Genomic DNA, 15,195 nt, shown 5'->3' with positions numbered 1-15,195 from the left:
TTGGGTCTATTAAGCAAGAATGGCAATGAAATCATATTCCGTACTATTCTATTTGTGCTATGTATCTTGATCTTTCTAATCATTGCATATCCGTTGTACTTTATCATTATTGCATCCGTTAGTGACTCTACCCTTGTTTCAACCGGTCATGTCTTTTTTCTGCCGAAAGGCATCAGTTTTTTTGGATACCAGGAAATTTTTAAAGACGCCAGAATTTGGGGCGGTTATCGAAATACAATTGTATATACGTTACTCGGCACTTTTGTAAATTTGCTATTCACTTTGCCAGCAGCCTATGTGCTATCAAGGAAAGAATTTTTGGCAAGACGCGCGCTAATGTTAATCTTTGTCGTTACTTTGTTCTTTAACGGAGGCTTGATTCCAACTTACTTATTGATAAAAGGGCTGCACTTGACCAATACAATGTGGGTTTTCATTTTGCCATTTGCCGTTAACGTGTTCAATCTCATTATTGCACGAACGTTTTTTGAAACTTCTTTGCCATCGGAATTGTATGAGGCAGCTGCGATGGACGGTTGTTCTCACTTCAAGTTTTTTGTACAGGTGGCGATGCCTTTGTCCAAAGCGCTTATATCCGTTATCGGCCTGTATTACCTGGTCGCACACTGGAATGATTTCTTCACGGCCTTGATTTATATCAGAAAAAATGAGCTGCAGCCGCTGCAAATCATATTAAGAGATATTCTTTTATCGAATCAGGTTTTTGCTGGTGGAGCAGGCGTCGGCGGCGATGCGGGTGGCTATGCGCAAAGATATGCCGATCAAATCAAGTATGGTGTTATCATCGTATCTACGCTGCCGATTTTAATCCTGTATCCGTTTATCCAAAAATACTTCGAAAAAGGCGTATTGATCGGCTCTATTAAAGGCTGATCGGGCATAGACTCGCGGGATTAATAAGGCTTATCGGACTGAGCAGGTTTAGCAGATTCAAGCAACGTTCATTCCAAAGAATGATTTATTAGATTCATCCATAGTTAACTCATAAAAAATGGTTAAGGGTTCCTTTGCAAACCAGCCCTTAACCATTTTTGGGGTTATCAACGCTTCGCCTTCATTTGCATGTACGAACTAGATTACCAAGTAGCTTCCTCCGCATGATTTTAGCATTCGCATGATGATAATGTTCGCGCCTGAGCACCTGAAGCTCTTAAACCGGCGGGAATCTCAGCCTGCCATCCACATCTAATTCCACGGTCCTGGGGCCGACATGGCGCCGCACCAGTTGTTTTCCCCGTAGGACCGAAGTTTTCGACTCGGGCCGCCTTTTCACCTACTTCCACTCCGCAATCAACCACATCGTCGTTTCGGCCAGCTTCTCTCTCACCTCATCCGAAGCGCTGCTGCCATCCAGCACGCGGAGAAAATCCTCCAGAAACTTCACGGCTTGCTCCTTTGATCCTTTACTAAGCTGGTGCGCGGACTGATCCGCCTTATTCTTCAACTGCGCATACAAGGACTTCTCCAATTTCCCGGCTGCCCCGTAATCCTTGACCTGCTGCAGCAGGGTGCTGATGCTGACGTTAAGCTTAACCGGAACATTCACATCGTCGATATTAATATGCCCCCAGCTGCCGGTTGCTTTATCGCCAATCTGGATATACAGCTCTTCCCCGATATAGGCTGAGGCGTCCCAAAACCGGCGGAGGTACATTTCCCAATTATGGCCGGTCTGTTTCATTAATACTTTGCCGTCGGACGCGCGGACTAAGGCAATGTACAAGTTATTGATGTCGCTGCCTCCGCCGATCAGGAAGTCGATCTGCCCGTCGCCGCCCAGCACGAAGGTTTCCGAACGCAGTTCTCCGGTTCCCCCATCTTCGACCTCGCCGGGACGGATACCCCACAGATGATACTTGCCTGGAACGCCCGCCATATTGAATGGTCCGCCCCACCCCCATTCATTGCGGTCGTTCACATTGCCATTGCTGAAGGTGCTGCCGCTGACGACGGTCCAACCGGTGAGATCGCCTGTCTGAAAGTCATGATTCGTCAATTCTCCGGCAGGCGGTCGCAGAGCTGGCTCGTAAGCAGGTACCGTCGGTCCGTACGCTGAATTCATCTGCCACACTTCCATTGACTTTACTTTGACGTCGCCATCCGCCCAGACTTGCAGGCCCAAAGAATCGGAACGGCTCGGGTAGGCGCGGGTCGTTAGGCTTTTCAGCCCATTGGCGTTTGCCTCAATCATCGAGCGATCCAAATAAATATGCAGCTTCAGATTTTCGCCGTTCAGCTCCAGCTTGCCACCTTGGATGCCTCGCGTAATTTCATCCGGATCAAGCGTTGATTTCTCACGGTTTACGTTGAAAGTGGCTGTGTCCGCATCGTAGTACAGCAGTGTCTCCTCTTCCCCGTTCTGGGAACGACGTACCTTGATGCCGTATTGCACCGCTTCCGTCTTGCCGAACTCCATCACGATTTCCAGCATGTCGCCTTTCACGTTTTTTAAGAGTTCGTTGGCCTTCTCAAGTTTTGCGTCTTGTATCGTCACCAGCTTCGGTCCGCGCAGCGATTCCAGCTCTTGAATCGGTTCGATGCCGAGCTGACCATCCGCGCGTAGAGACAAACTTACCGGCAGGCCACCGTTATGGGCCCAGCCCGCATCGTACTCGCTCTGTGCCGTGCGTTCGCCCTGCGAAACCGTAAACAGAATGGTCCGCCCGGTTAGCGGATCTACAAATCCGCTCGGCCCCGTGAAATGGTAATCTCCAACGTCGAGCAGACGAGGCTCTTCATGATCCGGCTCGAATTTGAATGTTTCGCTATTCCAGGTACCCAACCAGTAGTAAACTTCGACATCGGCATCCTTACCCGCCGGATTAATGGCTAAGATATGCTTCGTTTGGCCTTCCTGGTCTTTCCCTACCGGCAGCAGGACGGGAAGCTCCCACACCGTGCCGAGGAACGGATATTTCGCATAATTGCTTTCGAATAACGGGCCTCGGTAGGCCCAATCCGTCAAATTGTCGGATGTGTAGACGAGCGCCGTTCCGCCGCCGCCATCCAGTCCGGAGCCTACCAGCTGCACATAATGGTCTCCGTCTTGGAACACGAACGGATCGCGGAAATCGCCGAATCTGCCTTTTCCAGGCTCTTGCCGGGTGACCGGAACCGGGTGTTTGACCCAGGTTTTCAAGTCGTTGTCGCCGTCTTGCATGAAGGTGCTTCTAGCAAGCCCCGTGCTTTGGTTCGGCGATGCGGCGTCATTACCCGCCGTAAAGAACAGGACCGGAAGGCCGTTCTCGTCGTACGTCGCGCTGCCTGACCATGTACCGTCCGGATCGGGAGCGTTCTTCTCAGGCGCAAGGGCAACCGGCATATCCCGCCAATGCACCATGTCGTCGCTTACCCAATGACCCCAGTGAATATGGTGCCAGTAAGGTCCTTGAGGATTATGCTGATAGAACAGGTGATACTGGCCGTTAAAATAAATCGGGGCATGCGGCTCGTTCATCCAATGTCCCGGAGCGCTAAGGTGATACTGCGGCCGGTGTCGGTCGTCGGCCAGCAGGGCTCGGTCGATCGCCAAATCCTTCTCCGCAATCGCAGGAATGTTCCCCCCTGCTTGCGGCACATAACTGTCGAAAGCTTCCTTGATTTCATCAGCGCTCAAAGCACGTTTATGAATTTTGACTTCATCCATCACCCCGTTAAACATATTCATCGTGGTGGTGCCTCTTAACAGCACGCCTTGGTTGTTTTTGCCGATCAGCAGATCGCTGAACGACGGATTAATGGTCGCGTTTTTAGGCGTTTTTTGTGTGGTCACAAGCTCCCCGTTCAAATAAAGCTTGATTTCCGAAGCCGCTTTATCGTAGGTGCCGACGACGTAGGACCATTTGTTTTTCTCGAGCGGTTTGTTCTCCGACCACGCTTCCACCCACTCCGAGCCGAGTCCGAGCTGCATCGTCCACGAGCCGTGACGGTACATGCCCAGCAAGTACCCTTGCTTCGCACTGCGGTCATGCTGGTTGACGATCGCTGAAGGCCGTCGGTCGTCGCCCCATTCATATGCTCTCGGTGCTACCCACGCTTCAAGGGTGATTGCGTCCCTCGGCTTCTCGATTTTCGCCACACTGCGCGTAATCCATGTGGAATAGCCGTCGAATAACAGCGCATTCCCTTGGATGCCTTGGCGGCGCACCGGATCACTGTCCGCTTTATAACGGGCGTTATTGAATACATAATCGATCGGATCTTTCATGCCGCTCATCGTATCTTCGGCCAGCTTGCCGGAGGCTTCATCCAGCTTCCATACCGCGAGCGGTTTGGCGATATACGCATGGAAATCATCGACATTGATATGGCCCGTCAGCGATTGATCCACCACTCTAAAATAAAGCTCCTCACCCAAATAAGCAGAAGTGTCCCACTTCACTCTCCGGTACGTTTCAAAATCGGCAAGATGCGGTCCCGTTTCTTTTATCAGAACCGTTCCATCCGATGCCCGGATCAGGGCTACATACAGATGTTCGATGTCCTTCGCTCCGCCGATCAGGAAATCAACCTGCCCTGAGCCGTCAAGCAAGAAGGTCGACGAAGTGAGCGTGCCGGTACGCGAATCCGGATTAATGCCGTCAGCCGCACCGTGATAGCCCCACGCATGGTACGTTCCGTGCTGGTTGAACGGCCGGTTCGTATCCCAATAAGTCGACTTATCGGTGACAGAGCCTTGGAAGGCATCTCCTTCAACCGTCCAACCCGCCAGGTCGCCGGTTTCAAAATCCGGGTTCACGATATTTTTCGTGTCCACCCAAATCGTTTTCAACGGATAAATATCCAGCGATTTCAGTTTTACGCTGCCTTCCTTGGCATACAGCGCCAAGCCCGTACTTTCGGGCCCTGGGAAAATCTGATCCGTGATCGCCGCTTGGCCGTCATTGCCGAACAGTTCGATCGATGACGCATCGACGAATACATGCAGCTTGACCGTACCGTTCTCTACCGCGAGCGGCGCCTTCTCTACACTAGGGAACTGCTGGTGGAACCCGATCTCGCCGGAGTTGGTGCGGTCGACAAACATTGTACCGCTGCCATAAACGCTGCCGCTCACAGTCTGCCCGTAAACGTACCCGACTACGGTCTGTTCACCGTCCGACTTTCGAACCTGCAAGCCGAACTCTTGGGCGGTTCCGAGCTCGAACTCCGCGATGATTTCCATCACGCCGCCCCTCACACCTTCCAATAGATTACTTCCCGGCTCGATCGTCTGATCGGACCAGCTCAGCTTCTCCTGCCGCAGCTTTTTCAGTTCCTCCACCGGCTTTTGCACCAAACGTACGCCTTCCGGGCCGCTCTGCAGCGATAGCTCGCGAGGAAGCGTCATGGCACCGCGCCATACTTCAGTCGGTGTAACCCCCGCATACTTCCAGTTGCTCATCCACCCTGCCAAAATGCGTCGTCCGTCTTCATCCGGAATATCCGACCAAGTCACGCCGGCGTAGATGTCCCGGCCATGGTCAAACCAAAGCACCTGCTCGGCCGGATTCGCATTTGTAAAAGTCCGGCCGTCGAAATCCCCGATAAAATACTGCATTCTCGAGCCTTCCGGATAGGCATCGTCATTGCCGATGCTGACGACGAGCACCCACTTCTTATTGGAAGGGTCGCCATCTACTGAAAGCGCAAACAAATCGGGGCATTCCCACATGCCTTCGTGCGAGCCTTCCCCCTCCCCGAACTTGCCGGTAAATGTCCACTGCTTTAAATTGGACGACGCATAGAAGCTGACGGAATGTCCTGTCGCAAGCGCCATCACCCACTGCTTGGAGTCTTCATGCCAGAACACTTTTGGATCGCGGAAATCGGTTATACTTTCGTCCGAAAGTACAGGATTGTTCTCATATTTCGTCCAAGTTCGGCCATTATCTGTGCTATATGCCAAGCTTTGGCGCTGCCGGGAGCGGTTCGTGCCCGGATAGGTGTCCGCGTGCGTGAAAATCGCAACCAGACCGGAACCCCCTTCGAAAAATCCGGACGTGTCGTTCTTGTCGACCACTACGCTCCCCGAAAAAATCCAACCGTTCGCGTCCGGCGCAAGCGCGATCGGGAGGTGCTCCCAGTGCGCCAGATCACGGCTGACCGCATGACCCCAATGCATCGTGCCCCATTCGGTGCTATTCGGATGATGCTGGTAGAAGAAATGGTACTCGCCGTTATAATAAACGAGCCCGTTCGGATCGTTCATCCATTTGGTTTCCGGGCTGAAATGAATTTGCGGACGGTAATTCTCCGAATAGGGAGCCGTCTCTATATTCATTCGGAAATCGTCGACGTTGATGTGGCCGAATCCGCCTGTATGACGATCGACGATCTTGATGTAAACCTCCTGATCGAGATAAGCCTTGGCCTCCCACGTTACACGGCTGTACGTTTCGGAGTTTTGTCCGGTCGCCTTGAGCAGCTCTTCCCCGTTCGATGCCCGAACCAGCGCTACGTATAAATTGTCGATATCGCTGCCACCTCCAATGAGGAAGCTGATCGTGCCGCTGCCGGATACTTGGAAATGACTCGACTTCAACACACCCGTCCTTCCGTCCGCTTGCTCACCGGGCACGCCGGAAAATCCCCAGAGATGGAACTTCCCGTGGTGCTCAAACTTATGGGCACCGCCCCAATAGTGAGTTTCGGCTGTTACCGTTCCGGCAAAAGCATTGCCTTCAAGGACCGTCCAGCCCGTCAAATCCCCCATTTCAAAATCCGGATTGATGATGCCCGGAGGCGGGAGCTTCGTACGGAAATCGTCGACGTTGATGTGGCCGAATCCGCCCTCCGCGTTATCGACGACCCGGAAAAACAGCGTCTCCCCGATATAGTCCGAGGCGTCCCAAGTGATTCGGGTATAGCCCTCATCCTCGGGTCCCGTCACCTTGAAAAGTTCGAGTCCGTCCGAGGCACGAACAAGCGCTACATACATAGCGTCTTTGCGGTTGCCTCCGCCAACGAGAAAGCTCACCCGTCCGCTGCCTTCGACCGACTTATCGCCGGCCAAGCGAAAACGAGACGATTCCATCGTCCCCTTTTGATTATCGCCACCATCTTGATACCCCCACAAGTGATACTTTCCGTTATGCTTAAAAGGCTTCTTCTCGGCCCAATAGGTCTCCACATCGGAGACATCCGCCGTACTGAAAGCCTCCCCCGTCGTCGTCCAACCTGTAAGATCTCCGGTTTCGAAATCCGGATTCACGATTTCATCCGGAATATCATCTGCGGCAGCAGCTTGATTGATCGATAGGCCTGTGCCGGGGATCCCGCTCATACATGAACTGAAAACGAATACAAATATAAGTGCATAAAGATGAAAGCGCTTAAACCAGTTCCAATGCCTCATTTGACAGATCTCCTCCTAAATAAGATTCATCTATTTTCTCAATGAAGTGGGAAATGCAATGCTGGTATTCTACTAGATAAAAAACTTACCAACTCAAGAAAACGTTTGCGTAAACGTTTACGCAAGGGGCATACCACTTTGTTAAAATTAACCGCCACCCTACAATTTGACGTAAACGTTTACGTAAACTCCGTAGTAAATTTCATGAATCCCTTCCTTTCCAAGTTTATTCATACGATCGTTTAACCCGCAACCTAAATAGCCGCTTCGTAAACTAACCTAATCATATTTTCTTAACAAGGTTCTGTCAATTTATATAATAATATTTTTCTCGAGGAATACAGGAGCCATTTTAGAAAGATGCGGAAGTTAGGTTTGATATTACTTAAACAGAGCCTTTCTAATAAAAAATTAAAGGAAAGGTAAATGTAACGAAAGCTGCCCATAGTCCGTAGACCGGTAAATACTTAGTAATGGCATCTTGGATGGCCAACGGTCCTGTTTTGTTTTGTAGAAAACGCATATAGGACAGCATAATCCAAATCAGATTGGCCCAGATAAGTATGTTTACGCCTAAAACAGCAAGTCTATTGGGCGTAATCCCATAAGAAGAAAGCCTGAACACTATGGCTGATAAAGCCACACTGTCAATGATAAGAGCAAGAACAATCAGGGCAAAATTTATATAATCAGAAATGTTCTTTTTCTTGTCTGTGCCGCTTTCGGTAATGGTGAATATGGTGACGGCCAACACACTAAGGAGTATTCCGTTGAAGGATATGAGGAAATTGCGGTCCAAGAATGGATTTTTTCCGACCCAAATAACCGTTACAAGATAGACCAACAATGTTGCCAGTACAAGAGGACTAAAAATTCGGGCTATATATGGTGCTATATTTTTAGCAAGTCTAAGGTTCTTTGATACCAGGTATGTAGCCACAATAGCGAGAGCGGCAGCACCAAATAAAACGACATTTTTAAAATAGAATTCAGATATATCCATGCCGACAAATCTAAATAACTGCATGGTTAATGCTGTTAGCAGCATTCCGCTGATTGCCATGCTGGCGTAGAGTATGCAAAATTCCCCATTAAATTTAAGATAGGCTAATCTTGTGCTGCCTATGCCATATTCATTCCCTGTAAATGCAAGCCCTAATAATACCCATAAGAAAATGGGAAGGTGTAGATAAGCCAGGATAATACTGTCTTTATGCTCTAGTGGCAGCATATTAAGATAAAATCCGGAGATTAGGAATAACGATGCAAGGGTGTAAAGAATATTTTTTTGGGGAGGATTATTGAATACAAAATAGGCGGCAATAAAGGGAAGTATACCAAAAACAAGGTTAATAGGGGCTATTGCTTGCTGTTCGGTAAAATGAAAAATTATCCTGCTGCCTATCCCGGCCAGAATCGCTAAAATGCCCATGGATAAGAAATCCTTCTTAAGCAAGGAAGCTTTGTCTGTACTTACCGTCTCCTTGAAATGCAATCTTTCATACCAAACGGCAAGTACCTGCGAATCAGGGTTTTGTTCCCAAGCGTATGAGAATGACTTTTTAAAAGCTTCGGGTTCTTTTCTAAACATTCTCTCCAGCTCATGGGGGTTTGCCATATTTTCAATAATCAGATTGTTAATGTCCATGGTTATACCTCCCCTAATAATTGTCTTCGTCAATTTTGTATTCTAAAATATCTCCAGGCTGACATTCTAAAGCCTTACAAATCGCCTCTAAAGTTGATAATCGAATCGCTTTTGCCTTTCCATTCTTCAATATAGAAAGGTTAGCCATTGTTATTCCAACCCTCTCCGAAAGTTCGGTTACGCTCATTTTTCTTTTAGCCAGCATCACGTCAATGTTGATTATTATCGCCATGTTATTCACCTCAGACCGTTAAATCATTTTCTGATTTTATATCAATCGCTTCTTGTAAAAGTCTTTGTAGAACAGCAGCGAATACTGCGATTACCATTGAAGCAAAGATAGGGACCATTCCGATTATGATGAGACCTGGGGCATCGTCTTTCTCAGCTACGAGATAAACGAATGGCATCATTACCACATACAAGGTACTGATTGTGATTGCACAGTATTTAATAATCTTTAAAGCTTTAACAGATATTTGTGAGAAAGCTTTGTTCTTGTCAATATAACTTAGAAGTCTAAAAGCCTGATACAATGCAATGTAAAACGGTATCGCTGATACAAACATACCTATTAAAACGGGATACAGTATATGGTCATAATCTGGATTTATTGGATTTTTAGCTAACCAAGGCAACCCAAATATACACAAAGCAAGAACTGGAGTTCCAATAAGAAAAACTGCTATCTTTAAAAACAATGTTGTTCCTCGTTTCATAAAAAGCACCTCACTTATGTATTATTAATTTGACTTTAACACATTATATATCGTTTTACAATAAAATATTACTGTTGTTAAATATATTATTGTTGTTAATGAAAAAAGAGAAGCTGCACCGTGGCAAGCTCCTCAACTATACTTCTTCGATAGCTCAATTCGCCCATACACCTTGTGAAATCCAGAACGAATTGCTGTCTCTCATTCTATAGATTTTAATGATTCAATCATATTTATTTTACTTATTTTTCTCCTAAGTAATAAGTTAGACAGAATGGTAAGTAAATATGCAAGAATAACAGATACCGACAGGATAAAAACATTTAACTTATCCGGGATTTGTTGATGGGTACTAGATAGTGCCTTAATAATAATCGAAAAAATATAGCCGCTTATCGGTAAAGCTACAATGACCGCAAATGTGGTCAGTATGATGTTTTCCAAAAATATAAGTCTGTTTATTTTATTTTTTTGATAACCTAGTACCTTAAGTGTTGCAAGCTCACGATTCCTTTCATAAATGTTTATGGAAGATATCGTATATATGGCTCCAAAGGAGAGTATGACGGCACAAGTGATAAACATGATAAATACAAAACTGTTTTGATTCAAAATATATTGAGCTGATTTCTTTAGATCATTCTTATCTGCAATTGTATCTGCATGATGATCTTGTTCAAAGAAGTTACGAACGCTTAAAAGATCTGTAGAGCTATTTGCTTTAACTAAAAGCGAGGTTGGACTGTAGTCTATGTCAAAGCTCTTTAAATACGCCGGTGTGCAATAAAACGACGGATTTGAATACTGTGTAGATATTTTTAAAACCTTCATATCTACAGCTTTATTTTTAAGCTCTGGTGCTGTGAACTTTATTTTGATGAGATCCCCCTCTAAAATATGATATTTGTCGGCATAAGATTTGGGTACCAGTACACCATCATTTTCTAAAGAGATCCTTTTGTCATTTTCATCAAAGAAATGAATGAGATTGTTTTCTTTTTCAGTAACAACTAAAGTGGCATTTTCTTTCTTATCATCTTTTATGAATTCAACAGGAAAGGTTGATAAAAAATAACTATTCTTAATACCGTAGGGTAGTTTTAACGTATCAGAGGATGTATCCATTGTATAATCTACTCTTAAATCATAGTTATAAACATCTTCAATTTGATCCGCTACTTTTAGCAAGGCCGATTGCGTGCCAAAAGCAGTGATTAATAAAACCGCGCTTACAACCACACCAATGGAGCTAGCTAAAGCTTTTTGTTTATTTAAAAATATATTTCTCAAAATGAGTTTGTAACTGTAGGGAATATGACGCCACATACCCGGAACTCTTTCGATTAATAGCTTTTTCATCGTCTTTGGCGGTTTGGGACGCATAGCCTGTGCCGCACGTTCTTTTAATATGGCTCTGCCGCTTAAGTAACAGGATAGGATTCCAAAAGCACTGGAGAAAATGATGGGAGGAATGATCGAAAAAAAAGAAAGGGAGAATGTAATGCCAGGCAGCGAGTAGGCCCTTGCACTCGACTCCGTGACGAAAGGAACAAATACAAGATCGGCAATGGCACAACCTAGGATTGAGCCTATGATACTTACCAGCACAGGGTATCCCATGTAATGAAGCATGATGGTTCTGTTTTTCACACCCAATGCTTTCATAATCCCTACTTGCTTTCTTTGAGAATCAATCATTCTTGACATGGCAAGAAAAAGGATAATCGCTTCAATCACAAAGAGAACGAAAGGGATCACCTTACTCATCAAGTTATTGTTATGAATCGTTTCATTGATTTTAGAAAAACTGAAAGTCCGTTCTTTACTTACTTGGCTGACATAAGCAAGTTGTTCTTGTTTGGATTGTTCTTCAATTGATTGACCTAATTTGTCAATATCGTAACCTTCCTTGGCATCAATCATGATTTCATTATAGTAAAAGCCGTCTACGATTTCAGGTATGGTCTCTTCGGCCATATAGGCTACTCCGTAGGTTTTATGGTCTTGAATTTCGTTCTTTTTTGCATGCTCCACATTCTCACACAAGCCGCTAATGGTAAACGTAAAATTTCTTTCATTCGTACTTATACGGATTTGATCACCGACATGAATATGATGTTCTGCTGCATAATGGGAATCTAATAAGATCTCATCCTTTTTTGACGGGATACTGCCCTCAATTATAGTAGGCGTGTTGATTTCATTTTGTACAGGGATCGAATGAAATTTTAATGAAGCTTTATCATCTTCAAAGGCTTGCGTCGCTTCAAAGGTATAACGTCCTTCCATTTTAGTTATACCTTCACTTTCGCTTAAACTAGCCACATCATTTTTGGAAATTTGATTGTAATATACATTTAAGTCACTTAAATTATGTTCTTTGAAATACCCCTCCGTATAAGCACTAAGATTATTGCTATATGTGACCAGCCCCGCATAGAAAAAAGCTCCTACTGCGATAACCAAAACAAAGGCTATAAATTGACCTATAGATTGTTTAGTGTCCCTTATTAACTTTAGAAACAACTTCATATCACCATTCAATCCCTTCAACACCTTGTTTTTCATCATTAATTATAACGCTTTCGATCATCCCGCTTTTAACCTTAATCACTTTATCAGCCATTGGAGCAATTGCAGAATTATGTGTGACCAATACGACACACTTTTTCGTATCCTTATTCAAATCTTGAAGAAGCTTTAAGACGGACTTGCCTGTCACATAATCCAATGCTCCGGTTGGTTCATCACAAAGTAAAAGTAAAGGATTTTTTGCAACAGCTCTAGCTATAGCAACTCGTTGTTGTTCTCCTCCAGAGAGCTGGGAAGGGAAATTTTTGATCCGATTTATTAACCCAACTTTTTGCAAAATATCTTTAGCATCCAGGTGGTTTTTACACACTTCAGTGGCAAATTCAACGTTTTCTAGAGCATTTAAATTCGGAATTAAGTTATAGAATTGAAATACAAAGCCAACTTCCTCACCGCGATATTCTGTTAATTTTTTTTCATTGAATCTTGTTATTTCTTGATCACCAACAAACACTTGACCTGAGGTAGCCGTATCCATACCGCCAAGTATATTCAAAATTGTACTTTTACCGGCACCGCTTGCACCCAAAATAACGACGAATTCCCCTTCTGATATGGAAAAATCAACACCATTAAGAGCCTTGATTTGCACTTCTCCTATTTTGTATTCTTTCGATACATTTTTGAATTCGATTAACGTTTTCACTTCTTACATCTCCTCGTATCGTATTAATCAAACCTATTACCAGAAACTGTCAATACGATTATACGAAGCCGGAAGACGAGGAACAACCAACTTCCGCCCCATCCTTCGGCTGGACCAAAGTCTGGTTGTAGTCGGGCTGAAGGCTGAAACGAAACAGTAAACTTTTGAAATTTTTGCCTAATCCATGCGTTTCCCATACAATGATTAGAGCAGACGGAAAGCGGCTGAAAGCGGTTCAACGGTTCGATTCGATTACAGGGGGCGCACTATGAGACCTTTCGGCAATAGAGATAGAGTCGGTTACATGTTCGGAGATTTGGCCAACGATTTGTTCTTCGTCTATATGGCCACGTATCTGATGTTGTTTTATACGGATATTATGGGTATCAGCGGGCATGCCGTCGGGGTTATGTTCTTGGTCGTTCGGCTGTGGGACGCGCTGTGCGATGTAGCGATTGGCTCGTTCATCGATAGTAGAAAGCCGTCTCCAGAGGGCAAATTCAGACCTTATCTGATCCGGTTCTCCGTACCGATTTCCGTGCTCGGGGTGCTTTGCTTCACCTATTTTCCATCGATGTCGGAGCAAATGGCGCTGGTCTACGCCTACCTTACTTACATGGTTTACGGCACTCTGTATTCCTGTGTGAATATCCCGTACGGCTCGCTCGCTTCGGCGATCACAAGCAATCCTCTCGAACGGACCTCCCTTTCCACATATCGGACGCTTGGCGCGGCTATTGCGAATATTGTTATTGCCTTTACCGTGCCTAAGCTAATCTTTGACGTGAACAACGTGCCGCAGGCAGGAGGGTTCTTGACGGCTGCGGTGTTGTTTGCGGTGCTTAGCGTGATTTTCTATTATGGCAGCTATAAATTAACGACAGAACGGATCACCGCCGGCTACGATGAAGTGCCCCGAGTCGACTGGGGAGAGACCGTCCGCGGCATGCTGCGGAATCGGTCGCTGATCGCCTTCATCATCGCATCGATCATCATGCTAACCGTCAATTTCCTCATGGCATCGCTCAATCCTTATTTGTTCAAAGACTATTTCAAGAACGGTGAGCTGCTCAGCTGGATGACCTTGATCGTCCTACCGGTTTCGTTTATTTTGCTGCCGACTGTAAAGCCGCTTGTAGCCCGATTCGGAAAGAAGGAAGTGGCGGCGGGCGCACTCATCTTGACGTTCGTCAGCAACCTGCTGCTATTTTCGCTTCCGCACGTCAACCCATGGGTGTACTTGGCGTTTCAATTCCTCTCGCTGATCGGGCTGGGGTATATTACGATGCTGACATGGGCGCTAGTGGCCGATATCATCGATTATCACGAATATATCACCGGCAAGCGGCAGGAGGGTACGGTCTATTCGGTGTACTCCTTCGCACGTAAGCTGGGTCAAGCGCTGTCCGGCGGACTGGCCGGCTTCGCGCTGGGCGCTATCGGCTACGTACAGGGGCTTGCTGAACAGCCGCCAGAAGTCGCGCACCGCATCAAGCAGGTGATTACGATCGTACCGGCAACCGGCAGCTTGGCTATAATCGTGCTGCTCGCTTTGGTGTACAACTTATCCAAGGAACGGGTGGAGAAGCTGCTGGTGGAGTTAGAAGCGCAGCGGGGGCATTAAGGTGTTCGGACTTGTTCTCCGATAGCTCAATAAAGTCGTCATCTCGCAACAGACTATCCAATCCCCCAACGGTCCAAATACCATATCCTTTTTTTAAACGGGCAGATTCCCTTAGTGTGACAACTAACGGGTTTGGACAAAGAACCACCACATTAAAAGGGCGGCTTTGGATATAGGATATGAAATCATCTAACATTGGTCCAACCACAACGTCTTGAACTATAACTGTAAACCCTGCTTGAAAATAGGCATCCGCGGACTGTGCGGCCAGTCGATATCGTAGCCGCAATTGGTTCAGTTCATCACTTCCAGCATCTGGGTGAACCTCTCTGCGGTTATTAACAATCATTCTCCGGAAAATATCTCCCCGCAAATGAACCGATTTCACGAACCGTTCGGAAAGCAACTCTGCTACCGTTGATTTCCCACTCGCCATTATTCCGATAATTAGGCCGCCTGGTTTGATCGAATCTTACATCCGATATCGTCTTTTTTGTATGTGTATCATGTTTACAAAAAGTTACAATGTATAGAAAGAGGAATTATTCCCATTACGTGGAAATGTTTGTCGAGTGAACAACGGACATTTTCGAGTCCGGATTGAAGGAG

General features: G+C 46.1%; 9 protein-coding genes. 2 read left to right on the top strand and 7 right to left on the bottom strand.

Annotated features, from left to right (window positions below; translation table 11 throughout):
* Complete coding sequence (locus ICC18_RS00515) at window positions 1-894, top strand: carbohydrate ABC transporter permease (protein ID WP_223192228.1); 894 nt, start codon at window positions 1-3, stop codon at window positions 892-894.
* 400 nt (window positions 895-1,294) lie between these two features.
* Here the strand turns inward: ICC18_RS00515 and ICC18_RS33520 are convergent, their stop codons facing one another.
* From ICC18_RS33520 to ICC18_RS00480, 6 genes are all read right to left on the bottom strand, one after another.
* Window positions 1,295-7,357, bottom strand: coding sequence for a GH32 C-terminal domain-containing protein (locus ICC18_RS33520; RefSeq protein WP_223192227.1), 6,063 nt, complete (start codon window positions 7,355-7,357; stop codon window positions 1,295-1,297).
* Between the two features lie 400 nt (window positions 7,358-7,757).
* Complete coding sequence (locus ICC18_RS00500; protein ID WP_188172431.1) at window positions 7,758-9,005, bottom strand: DUF4153 domain-containing protein; 1,248 nt, start codon at window positions 9,003-9,005, stop codon at window positions 7,758-7,760.
* 13 nt (window positions 9,006-9,018) lie between these two features.
* A complete protein-coding gene (locus ICC18_RS00495) occupies window positions 9,019-9,237 on the bottom strand; it encodes a helix-turn-helix domain-containing protein (RefSeq protein WP_188172430.1) in 219 nt (72 codons plus the stop codon).
* Window positions 9,238-9,247: 10 nt separating this feature from the next.
* Window positions 9,248-9,724, bottom strand: coding sequence for a DUF2975 domain-containing protein (locus tag ICC18_RS00490; protein ID WP_188172429.1), 477 nt, complete (start codon window positions 9,722-9,724; stop codon window positions 9,248-9,250).
* 201 nt (window positions 9,725-9,925) lie between these two features.
* Window positions 9,926-12,256, bottom strand: a complete 2,331-nt coding sequence (locus ICC18_RS00485; RefSeq protein ID WP_188173169.1) for an ABC transporter permease — start codon at window positions 12,254-12,256, stop codon at window positions 9,926-9,928.
* A gap of 1 nt (window position 12,257) precedes the next feature.
* The gene (locus ICC18_RS00480; RefSeq protein ID WP_188172428.1) at window positions 12,258-12,962 is read right to left on the bottom strand and encodes an ABC transporter ATP-binding protein; all 705 of its coding nucleotides are present in this window, start codon (window positions 12,960-12,962) and stop codon (window positions 12,258-12,260) included.
* A gap of 268 nt (window positions 12,963-13,230) precedes the next feature.
* Here ICC18_RS00480 and ICC18_RS00475 point away from each other — a divergent pair, with 268 nt between their 5' ends.
* Complete coding sequence (locus ICC18_RS00475) at window positions 13,231-14,586, top strand: MFS transporter (protein WP_188172427.1); 1,356 nt, start codon at window positions 13,231-13,233, stop codon at window positions 14,584-14,586.
* Here ICC18_RS00475 and ICC18_RS34690 read toward each other — a convergent pair.
* On the bottom strand, window positions 14,495-15,025 hold the full coding sequence (locus ICC18_RS34690) for a P-loop nucleotide/nucleoside kinase family protein (RefSeq protein WP_376745602.1): 531 nt from the start codon (window positions 15,023-15,025) through the stop codon (window positions 14,495-14,497). The genes ICC18_RS00475 and ICC18_RS34690 overlap by 92 nt on opposite strands.
* Between the last annotated feature and the right edge of the window lie 170 nt (window positions 15,026-15,195).

Origin of the sequence: Paenibacillus sedimenti (genome assembly GCF_014534655.1) — a bacterium.
In the GTDB taxonomy this organism is placed as follows: domain Bacteria; phylum Bacillota; class Bacilli; order Paenibacillales; family NBRC-103111; genus Paenibacillus_E; species Paenibacillus_E sedimenti.
Note: the sequence above shows the minus strand (reverse complement) of the source record. Positions and strands in the feature narration are given on the sequence as shown.